The organism is Streptomyces sp. CBMA123, assembly GCF_014596465.1.
Lineage (GTDB): Bacteria > Actinomycetota > Actinomycetes > Streptomycetales > Streptomycetaceae > Kitasatospora.
In genome coordinates, this window is record NZ_MECK01000091.1 from 1 (window position 1) to 18,522 (window position 18,522).

Below are 18,522 nucleotides of genomic sequence, written 5' to 3' on the forward strand. Positions count from 1 at the left end.
GGCGCCGGGTGCGGCGCCGGGTGGGGGCGGGCGTGGCGGTGCGGGCCGGCGGTGTGGGCGGCCTGGCCGTCCGGCGCCGCGCACCAGCGGTCCAACCTGGTGTTCGACCTGCGGAAGGGCCGGTGCCAGAGCCGTTCGAGGCGAGTGCGGGGTGCCGTCATGGGGCCGACGCTACCGACGGCTCGCTTCCGGCCGGTTACGTGATCGTGAACGCACGAATGCCTGGAGGTTCGCCGGCGTCCCACCGGGACGGCCCCGGCACAGGTCCAGACCGGTGCCTCATGCGGTCGGGACGGCGGGCGGCCGGCGGTGGAGTCCATGCCCGGCGCTCCTGGTGAGCAGGTCCGCCGGGGCCGGCACCTCGCTGCCGCTGCAAGTGGTCTTCGAGTGCCCGAGGCTGGCGGACCTGGCCGCCCGGATATCCGCCCGGACATCCGCCTCGGACGACGCGGCGGCCTCGCGACTGGTGCCGCTGCAGACCGGGCGCGGCCGGCCGGTGTTCTGCTGGCCCGGACTGGGCGGCTACCCGATGAACCTGCGGCTGCTCGGCCGGGAGGCGAGCGACGGCCGCGCCTTCTACGGCGTGCAGGCGCACGGCATCAACGAGGGCGAGACGCCCTACGCCACCATCCGGGAGACGGCCGCCGCCGACGTCGCCGAGCTGTGCCGGGTGCAGCCCGAGGGCCCGTACACCCTGTGGGGCTACTCCTTCGGCGCCCGGGTCGCCTTCGAGGCCGCCTGGCAGCTGGAGCAGGCCGGGCAGCGGGTCGAGGAACTGCTGCTGATCTGCCCCGGCAACCCGGAGGTCCGGCAGGCCGACGGCCGGCGGTACGGCCGGGAGTCCTCGTACGCCAACCCCGGGTACGTGACCATCCTGTTCTCGGTGTTCGCCGGCGCGATCAGCGGGCCCGAGCTGGAACGCTGCCTCGCGGAGACCATCGACGAGTCCACCTTCGTGGCCTGCGTGCACCGGATGCTGCCCGCGCTGGGCGCGGAGGTGATCCGCCGGAACACCCGGATCGTGGGCGAGACCTACGAGTTCGAGTACAGCTTCCGCGAGCTGGCCGAGCGGCGGCTGGCGGCGCCGGTGACCGTCCTCACGGCCTCCGGCGACGACTACTTCTTCATCGAGGGCAGTACCGGCTGCTCGGCCGCTCCGCCCACCACGGTGGAACTGGCCGGGGACCACTACGGGGTGCTGAAGGAGCACGGGGTGCTCGAACTCGCCGCTGCCATCCGGGCGGTGAGGCGGAGGGTGCCCTGGTGGCCGGCGGCTGACGCGGACACGCTCACGGATGGCCCAGGATCCGTGACCGCGGGAGCCCCTTCGGATAGGGATGGCTCGGCTTTCCGCCGAACCCGTCTCGATCCGAAGGGGCTCCCCGATGCTCTCGAAGAACTCCGCACTGGCCACCGCCTGTTGTGCCCTGCTGCTGGCCGCGCCGCTCGCCCTCGCCCAGTCGGCCGCCGCCGACACCGGCAACAACGGCCCCAAGACCCCGCAGGAGGCGGCCGCCTGCAAGAGCGTCACCGGCGCCCTGCTCGGCGGCTTCGGCAGCATGCTGGGCAACGCCGTGTGCGTGGTGCAGCCGGCCGGCCAGGGCTGAGCCGCCGAGCGAGTGCCAGGTGGACCGGCGGGCGCCCGATCAGGCGCCCGCCGCCTGCCCGGCCCCGGCCACCACCGGCACCCTCACCCCCGCCGCCACCGCGGCGGCGATACTCCGGCGATCCCATGCTGCACACCCGCTCCCTGCTCCGTCCTGGCCGTCCTCGGGCCGGCCCGTCCGATCCGGGGGTGTGTCGGCCGGGCCACCCGCCGCGGGACCGCCGGTGCACGTCGGTCGGATCCGTACGGCGGCTGCGGACCATTCGCGTGCTGACGTAACATCCGGCGATCCTGTGAACGTTCGTCGATGTGGAGGGGGAGAGATGGCGGACACGGAGAACGACCAGCCGTCCGAGAGAGCCGGCGGCCTGCAAGCGATCTGGGCCAACACCCTGGAGCCGGTGGCCCCGCTGCCCTGGTACCGCAAGGTGTCCGGCAAGGCCGTGGCGGTCGCCGCGGTCGTCGTCGGCCTGCTCACCGCGCTGACGGTGGCCGCCGTGACCGGCGCCGGGGCCCCGCCCGCGCACCGGATCGCCCTGGCGGACCGGATCGGCGACCAGGAGCGGATGCCGGACGACCAGGTGGTCACGGCCGAACGCGGCCGCCTCCAGAAGAACCTGACCGCGTTGAGCCGCTACCGCGATGTGTCGGTGGCGGGCTACGGCGCCGCCGGCTCGGGCCGGAGCACCCTGCTGGTCGCCGGGATGACCGGGAGCTTCCCGGACGCCCGGGGGGAGTTGGACCGGCAGTTCGGCGCGGTCTGGGGGTCCGACGTGTCCAGCGATCCCGACGGGAGCAGCGAGAGCATCCGAGGCCGCCGGGACTACCCGGCCGGCCCGCTCGGCGGCGCGCTCGACTGTGCGGTCCTGGGCGGTCCGACCGATGCCCGGACGATCTGCGTCTGGGCGGACGGCACCACCGTCGGCGGCGTCATCGACGGGACGGGTGAGACCCGCCCGGAGGACCTGGCCAAGCGCGCCCTGGAGATCCGCACGGCCGTCGAGGTCGAGGCCGAGGACTGACCGGCGGGCGTCGAGCGGTCCGGGCCTAACGGTCCGGGCCCAGCGGTCCGGGCCTAGCGGTCCTCGTCTACGCGGTCCTGGCCGCCCGAGGGCAGCCGGCTCTGCGGACGCCGCAGGCTACGGCCGGTAGGAGGCTGGGCCTGCCAGCAGGGAGGGTGCCGGTCGTGGCGCCGGACCGGCCGGCGGCGGACGATGGAGGCAGCGGCGGAGCCCCGATCCGAGGGCCGGTCGGCCGCACATCCCTGCGTTCCGGTCGCGCCGGTGTCGGCGCGCCGGGGATATGGAGTCGGGTCATGAAGGAGTTCCTGGTCGAGATCACCACCCAGGTGCCCGAGGGCACCCCCGCCGAGGAGGTGGACCGTCGCCGCGCCGCCGAGGCGGTCCGCGCCCGCGAGCTGGCGGCCTCCGGCCGGCTGGCCCGGCTGTGGCGGCCGGTGGGCGAGCTGCGCAGCATCGGCCTCTGGCGGGCGGCCGACGAGGCGGAGCTGCGGGCCGAGGTGCTCGGCAGCCTGCCGATGGCGCCCTGGATGACGGCCGTGGTCACCGCGCTGGAACCACACCCCAACGACCCGGGCGTGCGCTCGTGACGACCGGTTGGATATCCGCGGTCGAAGGGCGAACGGCCGTCGGCTCGCCGTGGCCGCAGCTCACCCGGGCCGGTGCGGCGCTGGCCGCCGGGATGGGGGTCGGCCGGTGGTCGTCGCACCGCTGCTCCACCACGGCTACCAGCAGGCGTTGTTGCTGGCGGCGGGCGTGGTCGCGGCCGGGGCCCTGGCGGCGACGGCGCTGCCCGCCGAGGGCTGACGGGGTCGGTGCCGGTGAGGCGATCCGGGGTGGGGCGCGTCGGGGTCGTTCCGCCGCTCGCCGTCGGGTTGCCGGCGGCGGGGCCGGTCAGGTGATCCGGGTCGGGCTGTCCGTGAGGGTGTGGCCGGTGGCGGTGAGCAGGGTGGTGAGGGCGGTGGGGGTCAGTGAGCCCGGGGTGCGGAGGAAGAGTTCGTCGGCGGTGGGGTGGGGGTGGCGGGAGAGGAGGGTGATCCGGTGCTCGGCGAGGGTGCTGCCGGTGTGGGCGAGGGTGGTGGTGCGGACCCGCCACAGGGTGGTCGGGGGCGGGGCGTGGGGGGACCACCAGGTGTGGAGGAGGGCGGCGGCGAGCAGCGCGAGGGCGGAGCCGGCGAGGACGATCGGGCCGTCGGAGCCGTGCAGGACGACCTTCGCGATCAGGTCGGCGGCGGTGACGGAGAGGAAGGCGGCGGCGAGTTCGACGGTGTCCCGGCGCCAGCGACGGGCACGGTGGACGGAAGGCTTCGAGTGCTCCATGGCCTCCACCGTGCCCGACCGGTGTTTCCCGGTCACGAACCCGCCGTCACCTGGCCGTTAAGGTCCGCCGGGGTGTGTTACGGCTGCAGCTCGCGGGCCGCGGCCTTGACCTCGGCGAGCAGCAGCCGCAGGTCGTCCTCGGTGGTCGCGGGGTTGAGCAGACAGGCGCGGAGCATCTCGTGGGCGCCGAGCAGGGCGCCGGTGACGAAGACCCGGCCGCGCCGCTGGACGGCGACCGGCAGCTCGCGGTTGAGGGCGTCGCGGGCCGCTTCGTCGCGTCCGGCCGCCCGGTGGCGGAACGCCACGATGGAGGTCTGCACCTCCGCCAGCAGCTCCAACTCCTCGTCGGCCTGGACGAGTTCGCCGAGCCGACGGGCGAGTGCGGTGCACCGGGCGATGTCCTCCACGAGGCCGGCGCGGCCGCGGTGGGCGATGGTGGCCCAGACCTTGAGGGCGCGGAACGGGCGGGTCTGCTCGGTGCCGTACTCGGAGAACCAGCCGAGCTCCCCGGCCGCCTCGTCGCGCAGGTAGGAGGGGACGAGGCTGAACGTGCCGCGCAGTTCCTCGGTGTCGCGGACCAGGGCGCAGCCGCAGTCGACCGGGACGCCGAGCCACTTGTGCGGGTCGAGGGCGAGCGAGTCGGCGCGCTCCAGGCCCGCGTAGCGGTGGGCGATGGCCGGGTCGAGCCGGCCGAAGGCGCCGTACGCGCCGTCCACGTGCAGCCACAGGCCCTGTTCCCGGCAGAGGTCGGCGAGCGGCTCGAAGGCGTCCACCGCACCGGTGCCGACGGTGCCGGCCGAGGCGACCACCAGGAAGGGCAGCAGTCCGGCGGCGCGGTCGCGCCCGACGGCGGCCCGCAGCTCGGCGGGGTCGAGGCGGCCGTCGGGGCCGGTGGCGACGGTGCGCAGGTGCCGGCTGCCGAGGCCGAGGAGTTCGGCGGCCTTGCGGACGCAGGAGTGGGTCTCGCCGGTGACGTAGCCGACCAGCGGCGGCAGGCCGGTCAGGCCGTCCTCGCGGACGTCGTGGCCGGCCCGGCGGGCGGCGCGGTTGCGGGCGGCGGCGAGGCAGACGATGGTCGCCATCGAGGTGCCGGAGGTGAGCAGTCCGCCGCCGGCCGGGTGCGGGAAGCCGACGAGTTCGGCGATCCAGCGGACGACGGCGCGCTCCAGGTGGACGTCGGCGTGGTCGCCGCCGGCCGAGCTGGGGTTCATCGCGGCGGCGGCGAGGGTGGCGAGCACCCCGGCGGGGGCGGGGGCGGAGTTGACCCAGCCGAAGAAGCGCGGGTTGCCGTTGCCCATGGGGTACGGGAGGACGTCCCGCGCGATGGCGGCCGGCAGTTCGGCGAGCGGGCGGCCCCGGGCGGGCAGCGGGGCGTCGAGCAGGGCCTGCCGGGCGGTGTCGTCCATCGGCTGCCAGACCGGGCGGGCGGGCAGTTCGGCGAGGTAGTCGGCGACCAGCTCGGCGGTGGCGTGGGCGGCGCTGCGGAAGTCGGCGCTGCGGAAGTCGGCGCCGCGGAAGTCGGCGCTGCGGAAGTCGGCGCCGCGGAAGTCGGCGCCGCAGGGGTTGCTGCTGCGGGGGTCCTCGGTGGTCATGGCGTGCTCCAGGAGGCCGGGGCGGACTGGGCCAGGCGCGGCGTCCTCGGCGCACCCTGATCAGGCGATGGTCGGGTGATCCTACGCAAGCGGGCCCGCGCCGTGCGGCGCGGGCCCAGCAGCCGGGACGGGGACGATCGGTCCGGCGGTCGGTCGGACGATCGGTCCGGCGGTCAGTCGAGCGAGGCGGAGAGCCCGCCCGCGGAGCGGCAGTAGCCCTGCATCTCCTTGCTGGTGATCTTCGCGCAGAGCCGCCCGGCCGCGCCGCCGTCCGTGTAGTTGACGGTGTAGTAGCTGACCAGCCCCTCCGCGCAGGCCTTGCGCTGCCAGCCGTCGGCGGCGGTGGCGCACTGCTGGGCGGCCCAGTCCTCGCGGTCCAGGTTGTACTTCATGGTCCGGGAGCCGACGCCCCGGCTGCAGTCCACCGCCCCGCCGCCGGCCTTGCCGTTGAGGCACCACTTGAGGGCGTCGGCGTAGACCTCGGGGTGGTTCGGGTAGTCGTGCGAGGACAGGTAGAAGGTCGGGGCGTAGAAGAAGCAGGCGGACTGGAACAGCGAGGGCTGGTCCTTGCACGGGTACAGCGGGTCCTGGGCGAGCTTGTCGGCGGGCAGGTTGGCCTTGGCCTGCTCGTCCTCCTCGTCCGGGCCGAAGAGCTGCATGAACAGGCCCTCGGAGCAGCGGATCCGGTTCTGGTCGCTGGTGAACTTGTTGCACAGGTCGCGCGCCTTGGCGACGTCCTGCTTGGCGACGAACATCGTGCCGTGGCCGACGCCGTGGATGCAGGGGCCGCTGTTCTTGGGGGCGCACAGCTTGAGCAGGTCCACCTCGGGCTGGGTGGAGGCGTTGAGCATCTCCTCGACCGCGCCGTGCAGGTAGCCGGCCGCGCAGGTCTCGTGCGGGTAGGAGATGACCTTCTGGAAGTCGGCGTTGAAGCGCTTGACCGCCGCGTGGCCGAGCTCGTGCGCGATCGGGTGGCAGAAGCGCACGGTGTACGGCTTCTCCTTGGTGATCCGGTCGAGGTCGGCGAGGGCGACGCCGGGGTCGGTGGCGTCCATCTCGGCCATCATCTTGTTGCGCAGCGTCGAGCGGGTCCACACCGCCGGGTCGCCGGTCGGGGTGGCGCTCGCGGCGCCGGCCGTGACCGGCTGGGTGCCGGGGACCCCGGGAGCCGTGGGGGTGGCGGGTGACGTGGTGGCCGCGGCGGGCGACCAGTCGGTGACGGCCACCGAGCCGAGGCCCAGGACGCCCAGGAGCACGGCGGTGAGAATCGCGAAGACTCGCGGCTGCATGACGGGATCCCCCGGCGGATCGAGGTGAACGGTTCCTCCCATCCTGACGGCACGGGGGCGGGATTCCGCGTTTTCGCCCGCCATTCGGGAGGTGTCGGCGACGCTACCGCATCGTCCGGACGCCCCGGTGGGGCGGGCCGGGCTCCGATGGTCGAGGGAGCCCGACGGTCGACGACCCGTGCGGGGTGGTCAACCGTCGGCCGGGGGCTCCGGTTCCCGCCGTTCACCCGGACGGCGCAACGGCCCGTCCGGGTGAGGGGGATGCCGCGCCGTCGGGGAAGGGGTGTCAGAGCTCCAGCGTCACCTGGTAGTCCGTCAGCCAGGCGTCGAGGTCCAGCGCGAGGTCGACGGCCAGCCGGACGGACTGGGGGTCGGTGTCCGGGGCGAGCGCGTCGTTCAGCCGCCGCCGGTCGAGCAGGTCGAGGGCCGGGGACTTCCGCTCGGCGGCGAGCCGGGCGAGTTCGGCGCGCAGCTGCGCCGGGTAGAGCGGGTCCATCGACACCGGGTACGGGCTCTTCACCCGATCGGCGACCGCGGCCGGCAGCACGTCCCGGACGGCGGCGCGCAGCAGGCTCTTCTCCCGTCCGTCGAAGGCCTTCATCGCCCACGGTGTGTTGAAGACGTACTGGACCAGCCGGTGGTCGCAGAACGGCACCCGCACCTCCAGCCCGTTGGCCATGCTCATCCGGTCCTTGCGGTCGAGCAGGATGCAGACGAAGCGGGTCAGGTTGAGGTACGAGATCTCGCGCATCCGCCGCTCCAGCGGGTCGGCGGAGTCCAGGTGCGGGACCTCGGCGAGCGCCTCGCGGTACCGGGCCCGGCGGTAGCCGTCCAGGTCGAGCTTGCGGAGCAGTTCGGCGTCGAGCAGTCGCTCGCGCGGGGCGGAGCCGGCGCCGGCGATGGCGGCGACGCTGGCGGCCCAGGGGAAGTCGTCGGTGGCGATGGCCGCGGGGTCGTGGAACCAGCGGTAGCCGCCGAAGAGTTCGTCCGCGGACTCGCCGGACAGTGCGACGGTGGAGTGGCGGCGGACGTCCCGGAAGAGCAGCAGCAGCGAGACGTCCATGTCGCCGACGCCGTTCGGCAGGTCGCGGGCGCGCACCGTGGCGGAGCGCAGGGCCGGGTCACCGAGTTCGGCGGCGTCCAGCTCGATCACGCTGTGGTCGGCGCCGACGTGGTCGGCGAGCAGCCGGGCGAACGGCCCGTCCTGGGACTGCCGGACGGGGTCGGCGTGGAAGTCCTCGGGCCGCCTGGCGAAGTCCACCGCGAAGGAGCGCACCGGGCCGGCGCCGGCGGCGGCCAGCGTCCGGGCGGCGAGGGCGGTGACGGCGCTGGAGTCCAGGCCGCCGGAGAGCAGCGAGCACAGCGGCACGTCCGCGTCCAGCTGGCGGTGGACGATGTCGTCCAGCAGCGCCCGGACGGTGGCGATCGTCGACTCCAGGCTGTCGGTGTGCTCGCGCGCCTCCAGGGCCCAGTAGCGGCGCACCGAGACGCCGCCGCGGCGCACCCGCACCACGTGCCCGGGCCGGACCTCCAGGACGTCCCGGTACGGGGTGAGGCCGGGGGTGCGGGTGTGGGCGAGCAGTTCGCGCAGCCCGTCCAGGTCGACCACGGCGCGGACCGACGGGTGGGCCAGGATCGCCTTCATCTCGGAGCCGAACACCACGCCGTCCGGGGTGCGGCGGTAGTACAGCGGTTTGACGCCCATCCGGTCGCGGACCAGCAGCAGTTCCTCGCGCCGGGCGTCCCAGATCGCGAAGGCGAACATGCCGTTCAGCCGCTCGGCCAGAGCCTCGCCCCATTCCAGGTAGGCGTGCAGCACGACCTCGGTGTCGCTGCGGGTGCGGAAGCGGTGGCCGGCCGCCTCCAGTTCCGCGCGCAGCTCGCGGTGGTTGTAGACCTCGCCGCTGTAGCTGAGCACGGCCAGCGGGCGGCCGTCGTGCTCGACGGCCATCGGCTGGACGCCGCCCTCGATGTCGATCACCGCGAGGCGGCGGTGGCCGAGCGCGGCGTGCGGCTCGAGGTGGACGCCCCCGGCGTCGGGGCCGCGGCAGATCTGGGTGGCCGTCATCGCGTCGAGGACGTTCCGTTCGGCGGTCAGGTCGCGGTCGTAGGCGACCCATCCGGTGATCCCGCACATCAGCAAGCCCTCCGGTCTTCGGCTAGGTGTGCCGGAGATCACGCTAAGGGCGGAATCGGCATGGCATCAAGAGTCCGTCGGGAAGGTGGCAGCAGGGGGTCCGATTGGTTACCTGGGCCGAAAGTCGTGAAGTCTGCCCGATTTCGGGCAAGATCTTTGGCTTCGGCGAGCGACGCGACCTAGAGTTCTCAGTCGTGCCGAGCTCATCCCACCCTCACGAAGACCTCCTCGCCCACCTCGCCCGGACCAGCCCGCTCGGGCCCCGGGAAGCGGCGCGGGTCGTGGCGGAGGTGCTGGCGTACTTCTCCGAGACCACCGAGGAGTACGTCCGTCGCCGCCACGGCGAGCTGCAGGCACGAGGCCTCACCAACGAACGGATCTTCGCCCGGCTCGCCGAGGAGCTGCCCGGCCGCCGCGTCGCGGCGCCGGAGCTCTCGGCCCGCCAGCTGCGCCGGATCGTCTACGGCTGAGCCCGGTCCCATCCCTACTTCTGGAGGAGTCCACGCATGTGCGGAATCGTGGCCTACATCGGCCCCAAGGACGCGACCCCCTTCCTGCTGGAAGGGCTCGCCCGGCTGGAGTACCGCGGCTACGACTCGGCCGGCGTCGCCGTCGCCGGACGCACCGGCGGGCTCAAGCTCCGCAAGGTCAAGGGCCGGGTCGCCGACCTCGCCGCGGCCGTACCGGCCCGCTTCAAGGGCGGCACCGGCATCGGCCACACCCGCTGGGCCACCCACGGCGTGCCCAGCGACGCCAACGCCCACCCGCACCTGGACAACGCCGAACGGATCGCCGTCGTCCACAACGGCATCATCGAGAACGCCGACGAACTGCGCGCCAAGCTGACCGCCGACGGCGCGGTGTTCCGCTCCGAGACCGACACCGAGGTGCTCTCCCACCTGATCGCCGCCCACGCCACCGAGGGCGTCGAGCTGGAGGACGCCGTCCGCGCCGCGCTCGGCCGAGTCGTCGGCACCTACGGCATCGCGGTGCTGGACTCCGCGCAGCCCGACCGCATCGTGGTCGCCCGCAACGGCAGCCCGATCGTGCTCGGTATCGGCGAGAAGGAGATGTTCGCCGCCTCCGACGTCTCCGCCCTCGTCCGCTACACCCGCCAGGTGGTGCACCTGGAGGACGGCGAACTCGCCACCGTCCGGGCCGACGGCTTCCGCACCTTCACCGCGGACGCCCGCACCACCCACCGCCAGCCGTCCACCGTCGACTGGGAGATCGACTCCTTCGACACCGGCGGCTACGAGCACTACCTGCTCAAGGAGATCCACGAGCAGCCCGGCTCCGTCGAGCGCACCCTCAGCGGCCGGCTCGACGAGCGCTTCAGCACCGCCCACCTCGGCGGCCTCAACCTGGACGCCCGGGAACTGCGCGAGATCCGCCGGGTCAAGATCCTCGGCTGCGGATCCGCCTACTACGCGGGCGAGATGGGCGCGCAGCTGATCGAGGAACTCTCCCGGATCCCCGCGCACAGCGAGCCTGCCTCCGAGTTCCGCTACCGCAACCCGGTGATCGAGGCCGACACCCTGTACGTCGCGGTCAGCCAGTCCGGCGAGACCTACGACACCCTCGCCGCCGTCCAGGAGATCAAGCGCAAGGGCGGTCGCGTCCTCGGCGTCGTCAACACCGTGGGCAGCGCCATCGCCCGCGAGTGCGACGGCGGCATCTACCTCCACGCCGGGCCCGAGGTCTCCGTCGCCTCCACCAAGGCGTTCACCTCCACGGTGGTCGCCTTCGCCCTGCTCGCCCTGCACTTCGGCCGCATCCACGACCTCTCGCCCGCCGACGGCCGCCGGATCGTCTCCGCCCTCCAGGCCCTGCCCGACCAGATCCGCGAGGTGCTCGAGCAGAGCGACGCGATCGCCGAACTCGCGGGCGAGTACGCCGACTCGACCGGCATGATGTTCATCGGCCGGGTCCGCGGCTACCCCGTGGCCCGGGAGGGCGCGCAGAAGCTCAAGGAGATCTCCTACGTCCACGCCGAGGCCTACCCGGCGAGCGAGCTCAAGCACGGCCCGCTGGCCCTGATCAGCCCCGAACTGCCCACCGTCGCCCTCGTCCCGGACGACGAACTGCTCGACAAGAACCTCACCACCCTCGGCGAGATCAAGGCCCGCTCCGGCCGCGTCATCGCCGTCGCCCACCGCCGGCCCGAGGACAAGCTCGTCGACCACTGCATCCTGGTTCCCAAGAGCGAGCCCGAGCTGGACCCGCTGCTCCTCAACATCCCGCTCCAGCTGCTCGCCTACCACGCGGCGGTCGCCCTCGGCCGCGACGTGGACAAGCCGCGCAACCTGGCGAAGAGCGTGACGGTGGAGTAAGTCCCGCGTTTCGTACGGTGGTTGGGCCCGGTCGCGGTGGTTGCTGCGACCGGGCCTCGTCGCGGTCAGAAGACCGAGCAGCCCGAGAGGGTGGTGAGGGTGTCCAGGGCGGTGACGGCGGCGACGGAGTTGCCGGCCTGGTCGAGGCGGGGGCCCCAGGCGCAGACGGCGGCGCGGCCGGGGAGTATGGCGAGGACGCCGCCGCCGACGCCGCTCTTGCCGGGCAGGCCGACCCGGAAGGCGAACTCGCCGGCGGCGTCGTAGGTGCCGCAGGTGAGCAGGACGGCGTTGATCCGCTTGGCCTCGCTGCGGGTCATCAGACGGGTGCCGTCGGTGCGGACGCCGTAGCGGGCGAGGAAGGCGCCGGCCAGGACGAGGTCGCGGCAGCTGGCGGCGACGGCGCAGTGGGCGTAGTAGTGCTCCAGCACGGTGTCGACAGGGTTCCGCAGGTTGCCGTGGCTGGCGATGAAGTGGGCGAGCGCGGCGTTGCGGTGGCCGTGCTCGGCCTCGGACGCGGCGACCACGGGGTCGGTGTCCAGCAGCGGGTTGCCGGACTCGCGGCGCAGGAACTGCCGGACCGCGCCGGAGGCGTCGCCGGTCAGGGACTGCAGGCGGTCGGTGACGACCAGGGCGCCCGCGTTGATGAACGGGTTGCGCGGGATGCCGTGCTCGGTCTCCAGCTGCACCAGCGAGTTGAAGGGGTTGCCGGAGGGCTCGCGGCCGACGCCCCGCCAGAGCCCCGCGCCGCCGTCGCTGCTGTAGGCGAGGGCGAGGGCGAGTGAGAACAGCTTGGAGACGCTCTGGATGGAGAAGGGCTGCTCCCAGTCCCCGACGCCGTACAGCTCGCCGTCGACGGTGGCCACGGCCATGCCGAAGGCCTCCGGGTCGGCCTCGGCGAGGGCCGGGATGTAGTCGGCGACGCGGCCCCGGCCCGTGGTCGCCCGGGCGGCCGCCTCGGCGGCCTCCAGGAGGGCCGGGTAGTCGAGGTTCTCCACATCGAACAAGGTTCTTCACTCCACGCGCGGACGGTAGGGACACGATCGGGACCGGGGCGCCGTGCGGCGGTACCCGGTCCGACCAGTGATTATCCGGGTCCGGGGGAGTGCCGTGGCGGTCAGGGCGCGTTGCTCGGCGCCTGGGCCGGCGGGCCGGTCAGCAGGGTGCCGGTCTCGGAGTAGGGCCAGCCGTTGGGGGCGCAGCCGTGCAGGCCCTTGATCTGCTGCATCATCACCGGCGCCGGGGCGCCCGGGCCGGGGCAGTCGACATGCCCGTTGCCGAGGATGTGGCCGACCTCGTGGTTGATCGCCAGCGCGTGGTACAGCTCCGGCCGGCCCTGGTAGAACTCGGACAACTCCGTCCACCGCTTGAGGTTGATCACCACCTGGTGCTGGACGCCGCAGTTCACCCAGCTGCCGGTGTCCAGCCCGTACTGGCCGCAGATCCGGTCGGTGGACTGCGGGGTCGCCAGGTAGACCGTGAAGTCCACCGGGTCGGCGGGCATCCGCTGGAAGGACGCGGTGTTCCCGGCCGCCCAGCCGCGCCGGGTGTCGCCGAGGACCGCGTCCACCTCGGCGGCGAACTGCGCCGGGCTCTCCGCGATCCCGTCCTCCACCCGCACCTTGTAGCGGTACAGGTGCTCCCCGGTGCCGAACCGCTCGGAGCCGCCCGGAGCGGTGGTGAAGGCCAGCGGCGCGGGCTCGTGGTGCCAGGGCTGCCACCACAGCAGGCCGGCGGTCACCGCCGCGACCAGCGCCAGGGCGAGCGCGGCGTGCCGTATTCGACGGGACAGGGCGGCGGGACTGACGGCCATGGTGGTGGGACAACTCCTGGGCAGGGCCGAATGGGCGTACGACGGGAGGAACGGGGACGTCGGGGGAGACGGTTCAGGGCGCTCGGTCGGTTGCAGGGGGCGGTCGGTTCCCGGAACCACTCGATGGTGCCACCCGTGCGGCGTGTCCCTGGGGTTCGCGGCGGGATTCCGCTGTCGTAGGGCGGGTCGATCAGCCGTGCACCGCTGACCCACCCCCCTGATCCGTCACCCCCCTGATCCGTCACCCGACGGATCCGTCACCCGACCCGCCTGGAGGCGCCGACATGTCCATCACCACTGTCCTCACCGTCGACGGCATGAGCTGCGGCCACTGCGAGAAGACCGTCAGCGCGGGCCTCGCCGCCATCCCCGGCGTCACCGAGGTCGTCGCGCACGCACCGAGCGGCCGGGTCACCGTCGCCTCCGCCCAGCCGCTGGAGACGGCGGCCGTCCGCAGCGCGGTGGACGGGGCCGGCTTCACCCTCGTCGACGAGATCTGAGCCCGGACCGGCCGGGAACCGGCCATCGGGAGCCCGCCGTGGTGCGGCGGGCCCCCGCCCGGCTCAGCCCATGCTCTTCGCGCCGTCCAGGGACTCGCGGATGATGTCGGCGTGGCCCGCGTGCTGGGCGGTCTCGGCCACGATGTGCAGCAGCACCCGGCGGGCCGACCACACGGCGTCCTTCTCGAACCAGGGCGCCTTCGGCAGCGGCTGGGTCGCGTCCAGATCGGGCAGCGTGGCCACCAACGCGTCGGTGCGGCGCGCGACCTCGGCGTACTCGGTGAGCACCCCGGCCAGCGTCTCGCCGGGCAGCAGGCGGAACTCGTCGGCCCGGCGGGCGACGTCCTCCTCCGTCCAGGTGGTGAAGTCCGGCATCGCGGACGGGCCCGTCACGATGAAGTCCGCCCACATCCGCTCCACCGAGGTCACGTGCTTGACCAGACCGCCCAGGCACAGCTCGCTCGCACAGGTCCGCAGACCGGCCTGCTCGTCGGTGAGGTCACGGGTGGTGAAGCGCAGGAAGTGCCGCTGCTTCTCCAGCGCGACCAGGAGGTCGGCGCGCTCGCCGGTGGCGGCGGTGGCGGCGGTGGCGGGGGTGGCGGGGGTGGTGGTGGTCATGGCGCTGGCCTTCCGTTCGGTTCCTGCTCCCTCGGACAACCACCACGCTACGGACCATTGCGGCCACTTCCTGACCTGAATCCGGCCACAATCGAGACATGGCGAACACCAGCACCCGGACCCTGCGGCTGCTCTCCCTGCTCCAGACCCACCGCTACTGGCCCGGCGAGGAACTCGCCGACCGGCTCGGCGTCTCCGTCCGCACCCTGCGCCGCGACATCGACCGGCTGCGCGACATCGGCTACCCCGTCGAAGCCCAGCGCGGCGTCGACGGCGGCTACCAGCTGGCCGCCGGCGCGGCCCTGCCCCCGCTCGTCATCGACGACGAGGAGGCGGTCGCCCTCGCGGTCGGGCTGCAGGCCGCCGCCGACAGCCCGGTGGAGGGCGTCGCCGAGGCCTCCGTACGGGTCCTGGCCAAGGTCGTGCAGGTGATGCCCGCCCGGCTGCGCCGCCGGGTCGAGGCGCTGCGCGCCGTCACCGTCCCCGTGGACTGGGGCGCCACCGGCGGCACCCGCGTCGACCCCGACGCCCTCACCGCCGCCGCCCTGGCCTGCCGCGACGGCGAACGGCTGCGCTTCTCGTACACCGCCGCCTCCGCGCACCGCACCGCGCGGCACGTCGAACCGCACCGGCTGGTCTGCCTCGACCGGCGCTGGTACCTCGTCGCCTACGACCTCGACCGCGCCGACTGGCGCACCTTCCGCCTCGACCGCCTCACCGCCGCCGAGGCCACCGGCGCCCGCTTCGCCCCGCGCACCCTCCCGGCCGCCGACGCCGCCGAGTTCGTCCGTGCGGGCCTCAGCGGCATGCCCCGGAGCAACCGCGTCGAGGCCCTCGTCGACGCCCCGGCCGGACGCGTCCGCGACCGCATCGGCCGCTGGGGGGAGGTCGAGGCCGTCGACGCCGACCGCTGCCGGCTGCGGATGACCGCCGACTCGCTGGACTGGCCCGCGATGGCCCTGGGCTCCCTGGGCGCGGAGTTCCACGTCGTCCACCCACCGGAGCTGCGGGAGCTGATCGCGGAGTGGTCGGCCCGCTTCGGGCGGGCGGCGGAACGGGGAGGGACGGCGGGGGCGGAGTAGGAAGCCGGCCCGGTGAGGACGGCGGGTTGCCTGGCGGGTCGGGGAGGACGGCGGGTGCAGGCAGGGGGGCCGGGCTCGGCGGGGGTGGGGCCGGCGCGGGTGCGGACGGTGGCGGGGAGTGCCGTGGCGTGGTGGGGGAGCGGCGCGGTGGCGCGGCGAGCCGGCCGGTGGATATTCGCTTGGCCGGGGCGGTGGGCGGGGCGATCATGGCAGGATGTCCGATCTGCTTGCGCGCGTGTCCGCCTTCCGTGCCGCCTTCGCCCGCCGCCAGGCCGCCGAGCTCCTCGAACTGCCCGAGTTCCCAGGGGTCTTCGCGGTCCGGGACGCCGAGCACGTGCTCTCCCACGAGCACAACCAGCTGATCGTCACCGGGCCGGGCACCGACCCGGCGGAGCTGCCCGGACTGGCGGAGCGCTGGCTGGGGCAGCGCCGGCAGTACGCGATCACCGTGCTGGACCAGGAGTGCGGTGAGCGGGCCGCTCCGGTGCTGGCCGAGGCCGGGTACGAGGACGGCGCCGCGGTGGTCCTGGCCCGGGAGACGGCGGGCTGCGCGCTGCCCGAACCGGCCGCCCGGCCCACGGAGTTCGCCGAGCTGCGGGAGGCCGTCCTGCGGCAGCAGTCGGAGTGGCACGAGGGCGAGGAACTGATCCGCCAGCTCACCGACCGCCGGCCGACCCGGCTGCGCGGCGCCGAGCGGGTGCACTTCCTGGCCGCCCGGGCGGCGGACGGCGAGATCGCGGCCTGGGTCGACCTCTACCTCGAACCGGCCGCCGGACTGGCCCAGGTGGAGGACCTGGTCACCGCCGCCGCGCACCGCGGCGCGGGCCACGGCGACACCCTGCTCGCCAGCGGACTGGCGCTGGCGGCGGCCGCCGGGATCCCGCAGCTCTTCCTGCTCGCGGACGCGGCCGACTGGCCGCGCGAGTGGTACGCCCGGCGGGGCTTCACCGAGATCGGCCGCAGCCACTCCTTCCACACGAACTGACGGCAGGCCGGGGTGAGACGGCGCGGGTGCGCCAGGATGGCGGCATGGACGCGGAACGGGCACTGCCGGGTGAACTGATGGCCGTCGACACCCCGGGGCTGCTGCGGCTGGAGGAACGGGCCGCCGGCCTCGGCCTCTCCCAGCGGCTGGACCCGGCGTGGCTGAGGTCGCACGCGGCGCCCGCCGGGCGGCACTACCTGCGAGCGGTGTGGTGGCACGGGGTGACCCACCGCCCGGAACTGCCACGGCAGTTGCGCTGCGAACTGGTGCTGGAGCTGCGGACCGGCGAGCAGGTGCTGAGCCTGCTGGACCTGTTGCCCGAGGACTTCGGGCAGCTGGCGGAGGTGACGTCCCGTGACGAGGGGCTGCCGGTGACTCGGCTCCTGGGTGGCGGCGGGCTCCGGTCGGTCAGCGAGTTCGCGGACGGGCTCCAGGGCTGACCGGCGGCGGAGCCGGACGGCCCCAGTGGGTGGCGACGGTCTCCGCGAAGGCCCGGGCCAGCGGCCCCAGGGTGTCCCAGTCGCGGGCGGCCCAGCCGACGGTGAGGCCGGGCAGGTCGGGCAGCGGGACCAGCCGCAGGCCGGGGTGGCCCGGGCCCTGCCACTCGGGGAGCGCGGGCACGACGGCGTGACCGAGGCCGAGTTCGGCCAGCAGGATCGCGGTGTCCCAGTCGGTGACGCTGGTGTCGAAGACCGGGCGGATCCCCGACTTGCCGAGCCAGTCGTCGAGTTGGGAGCGGGAGACCGAGTTCTGCGGCAGTCCGATCAGCCGGGCGTCCTGGAGGTCGGCGGGCTCGATGCGTTCCCGGGCGGCGAGCGGGTCGGCGGCCGCCACGGCCAGCACCCAGGGCAGGTCGGCGACGGGCCGCTGCTCGATGCCGCGGACCGGGGCGCCGAGGGTGATCCAGGCCAGGTCGACATGGCCGGCGGTGAGCGCCTCCAGGCAGCTGCGGCTGGAGACGCCGGTCTGGAACTCCAGGCTGACCTGCGGGAACCGCCGGCGGAAGTCCACCACGGCGGCGGACATGAAGTGCCGGATGCTGGTGGCGCCGGTGGTGATCCGCACCGATCCGCCCTCGCCGCGGGCGAGTTCGGCGATGGTGCGCAGCGCGTGATCGATGCCGCCCAGACCGGTGGCGACGGCGGTCTGCAGCTGGCGGCCGGCCTGGGTGGGCACCACGCCGCGCGGATGCCGCTCGATCAGGGCCAGGCCCAGCTCGTGCTCCAGCCGTTTGACGTGCTGGCTGACGGCGGACTGGCTGCACGCCAGGTCGCGGGCGACGGCACTGAGCGAGCCGGCCCGGCAGACGGCGGCGAAGACGCGGAGGTCGTCGAGGGTCACGAGCGCCCAGGGTACTGCCGGGGCCGAGCCGGTGGCCGCAGGGCTCGACCCAAGCTCAACCTTGGAGGCGCCCCAGGAAATCGGTGGATTGACTTGGAGGTTCGGCAGGAACGACCATCGATGGCAGGGCCCGCGAGAGGGCGGCAACCCGCCCGTTGCCTTCGCGGCGTTCCGGACGCTCAGAGGCGGGGGCAGGGCGGGTGTCGACCCGTAGGACGTCGGGGGTCGAGTGCGTCAGGCAGTCGAGGGGGAGCGCAATGCGGTACGCGGATGGTCCGGGCGCGCAGGGCGAGGTGTTCGTCCGGGCCGGGGTGGAACGGGTCTGGGCGCTGGTGACGGACATCGGACCGTCCGCCCGGTTCGGCCCGGAGCTGCGGCGGGTCGGGTGGCTGGACGGTGCGGACGGCCCCGCGCCGGGCGCCCGCTTCGAGGGGTACGACAGCCGGGCGGGCACGCCCGACTGGCGGACGGTCTCCGAGGTTGGGCGTTAGCGCGGTGGAGCCCGGTCGGCGGCCGGACTTCGAGGAGCTGTACGAGGAGGTCCGGGCCTCGGCGGAGCGCCTGTGCGCGGGGCTGGAGCGGCTCACCGACGGGCAGGCCCGCGAGCCCTCGCTGCTGCCCGGCTGGAGCCGGGGCCATGTGCTGACCCACCTCGCCCGCAGCGCCGATGCCTACCGGTGGATGTTCGCCCTGGCCCGGACCGGCACCGCACCCGGGCCGCGGGCCGACGCCGCCGCGCTGGCACGGCAGTTGAACGAGGGCGCGGGGCGCGGCGCCGAGGCGCTCGTGGCCGATCTGCGGGCCGGCCTGGACGGGCTGCTGCGGGACGCCGCCGAACTGCCCACCGCCCGCCGGGCCGTGCTGGTCCCGGCGCTGGCGGGGTGGCGGCA

The 18,522-nt window shown here is 74.2% G+C and carries 18 protein-coding genes and 1 pseudogene; 11 read left to right on the plus strand and 8 right to left on the minus strand.

What is annotated here, in order from left to right; all coding sequences use genetic code 11:
• Positions 1–355 precede the first annotated feature (355 nt).
• The 3 genes and pseudogenes from BG452_RS45575 to BG452_RS13300 form a co-directional block, all read left to right on the plus strand.
• Positions 356–1,246: pseudogene (locus tag BG452_RS45575) on the plus strand (thioesterase domain-containing protein); the annotation flags it as partial.
• A gap of 683 nt (positions 1,247–1,929) precedes the next feature.
• A complete protein-coding gene (locus BG452_RS13295; RefSeq protein WP_188304479.1) occupies positions 1,930–2,628 on the plus strand; it encodes a hypothetical protein in 699 nt (232 codons plus the stop codon).
• A 293-nt stretch (positions 2,629–2,921) separates the two neighbouring features.
• On the plus strand, positions 2,922–3,215 hold the full coding sequence (locus BG452_RS13300; RefSeq protein ID WP_188304480.1) for a muconolactone Delta-isomerase family protein: 294 nt from the start codon (positions 2,922–2,924) through the stop codon (positions 3,213–3,215).
• A gap of 304 nt (positions 3,216–3,519) precedes the next feature.
• On the opposite strand, the gene BG452_RS13305 is transcribed toward BG452_RS13300, so the two are convergent.
• From BG452_RS13305 to asnB, 4 genes are all read right to left on the minus strand, one after another.
• On the minus strand, positions 3,520–3,945 hold the full coding sequence (locus BG452_RS13305) for a hypothetical protein (protein WP_188304481.1): 426 nt from the start codon (positions 3,943–3,945) through the stop codon (positions 3,520–3,522).
• Positions 3,946–4,022: 77 nt separating this feature from the next.
• Entirely contained in the window at positions 4,023–5,537 is a 1,515-nt protein-coding gene (locus tag BG452_RS13310; protein ID WP_188304482.1) for a pyridoxal-dependent decarboxylase, read from the minus strand.
• Positions 5,538–5,710: 173 nt separating this feature from the next.
• Positions 5,711–6,826 (minus strand): hypothetical protein, encoded by a 1,116-nt coding sequence (locus BG452_RS13315; RefSeq protein WP_188304483.1) that lies wholly within the window; start codon positions 6,824–6,826, stop codon positions 5,711–5,713.
• 286 nt (positions 6,827–7,112) lie between these two features.
• Positions 7,113–8,963 (minus strand): asparagine synthase (glutamine-hydrolyzing), encoded by a 1,851-nt coding sequence (gene asnB, locus BG452_RS13320; RefSeq protein WP_188304484.1) that lies wholly within the window; start codon positions 8,961–8,963, stop codon positions 7,113–7,115.
• Between the two features lie 194 nt (positions 8,964–9,157).
• On the opposite strand from asnB, the gene BG452_RS13325 reads away from it, so the two are divergent.
• Together BG452_RS13325 and glmS are read left to right on the plus strand one after the other, a co-directional pair.
• Positions 9,158–9,433: a hypothetical protein gene (locus tag BG452_RS13325; protein WP_188304485.1), complete on the plus strand. Its 276-nt coding sequence runs from the start codon at positions 9,158–9,160 to the stop codon at positions 9,431–9,433.
• A 36-nt stretch (positions 9,434–9,469) separates the two neighbouring features.
• On the plus strand, positions 9,470–11,296 hold the full coding sequence (gene glmS, locus BG452_RS13330; protein WP_188304486.1) for a glutamine--fructose-6-phosphate transaminase (isomerizing): 1,827 nt from the start codon (positions 9,470–9,472) through the stop codon (positions 11,294–11,296).
• A 65-nt stretch (positions 11,297–11,361) separates the two neighbouring features.
• Here glmS and BG452_RS13335 read toward each other — a convergent pair whose 3' ends face one another.
• Positions 11,362–12,300: a glutaminase gene (locus tag BG452_RS13335; protein WP_262985998.1), complete on the minus strand. Its 939-nt coding sequence runs from the start codon at positions 12,298–12,300 to the stop codon at positions 11,362–11,364.
• 110 nt (positions 12,301–12,410) lie between these two features.
• Positions 12,411–13,106 carry a DUF3152 domain-containing protein gene (locus tag BG452_RS13340; RefSeq protein ID WP_188304487.1) on the minus strand — a complete coding sequence of 232 codons (696 nt, stop codon included), beginning with the start codon at positions 13,104–13,106 and terminating at the stop codon, positions 12,411–12,413.
• A gap of 284 nt (positions 13,107–13,390) precedes the next feature.
• Here BG452_RS13340 and BG452_RS13345 point away from each other — a divergent pair, with 284 nt between their 5' ends.
• Entirely contained in the window at positions 13,391–13,606 is a 216-nt protein-coding gene (locus tag BG452_RS13345; protein WP_188304488.1) for a heavy-metal-associated domain-containing protein, read from the plus strand.
• Positions 13,607–13,669: 63 nt separating this feature from the next.
• Here BG452_RS13345 and BG452_RS13350 read toward each other — a convergent pair whose 3' ends face one another.
• On the minus strand, positions 13,670–14,224 hold the full coding sequence (locus tag BG452_RS13350; RefSeq protein WP_188304489.1) for a DinB family protein: 555 nt from the start codon (positions 14,222–14,224) through the stop codon (positions 13,670–13,672).
• Positions 14,225–14,322: 98 nt separating this feature from the next.
• Here BG452_RS13350 and BG452_RS13355 point away from each other — a divergent pair, with 98 nt between their 5' ends.
• The 3 genes from BG452_RS13355 (at position 14,323) to BG452_RS13365 (ending at position 16,731) form a co-directional block, all read left to right on the plus strand.
• Positions 14,323–15,306, plus strand: coding sequence for a helix-turn-helix transcriptional regulator (locus BG452_RS13355; protein ID WP_188304490.1), 984 nt, complete (start codon positions 14,323–14,325; stop codon positions 15,304–15,306).
• A gap of 214 nt (positions 15,307–15,520) precedes the next feature.
• Positions 15,521–16,291: a GNAT family N-acetyltransferase gene (locus tag BG452_RS13360; protein WP_188304491.1), complete on the plus strand. Its 771-nt coding sequence runs from the start codon at positions 15,521–15,523 to the stop codon at positions 16,289–16,291.
• A 44-nt stretch (positions 16,292–16,335) separates the two neighbouring features.
• Positions 16,336–16,731, plus strand: a complete 396-nt coding sequence (locus BG452_RS13365; RefSeq protein WP_223242167.1) for a hypothetical protein — start codon at positions 16,336–16,338, stop codon at positions 16,729–16,731.
• On the opposite strand, the gene BG452_RS13370 is transcribed toward BG452_RS13365, so the two are convergent.
• On the minus strand, positions 16,700–17,632 hold the full coding sequence (locus BG452_RS13370) for a LysR family transcriptional regulator (RefSeq protein WP_188304492.1): 933 nt from the start codon (positions 17,630–17,632) through the stop codon (positions 16,700–16,702). The two genes, BG452_RS13365 and BG452_RS13370, sit on opposite strands and share 32 nt — an antisense overlap.
• A gap of 257 nt (positions 17,633–17,889) precedes the next feature.
• Between BG452_RS13370 and BG452_RS13375 the strand changes: the two genes are divergently transcribed.
• Together BG452_RS13375 and BG452_RS45580 are read left to right on the plus strand one after the other, a co-directional pair.
• Entirely contained in the window at positions 17,890–18,123 is a 234-nt protein-coding gene (locus BG452_RS13375) for a hypothetical protein (RefSeq protein ID WP_188304493.1), read from the plus strand.
• Between the two features lie 4 nt (positions 18,124–18,127).
• On the plus strand, positions 18,128–18,522 hold a 395-nt coding region (locus BG452_RS45580), incomplete at its 3' end, for a maleylpyruvate isomerase N-terminal domain-containing protein (RefSeq protein ID WP_317621021.1).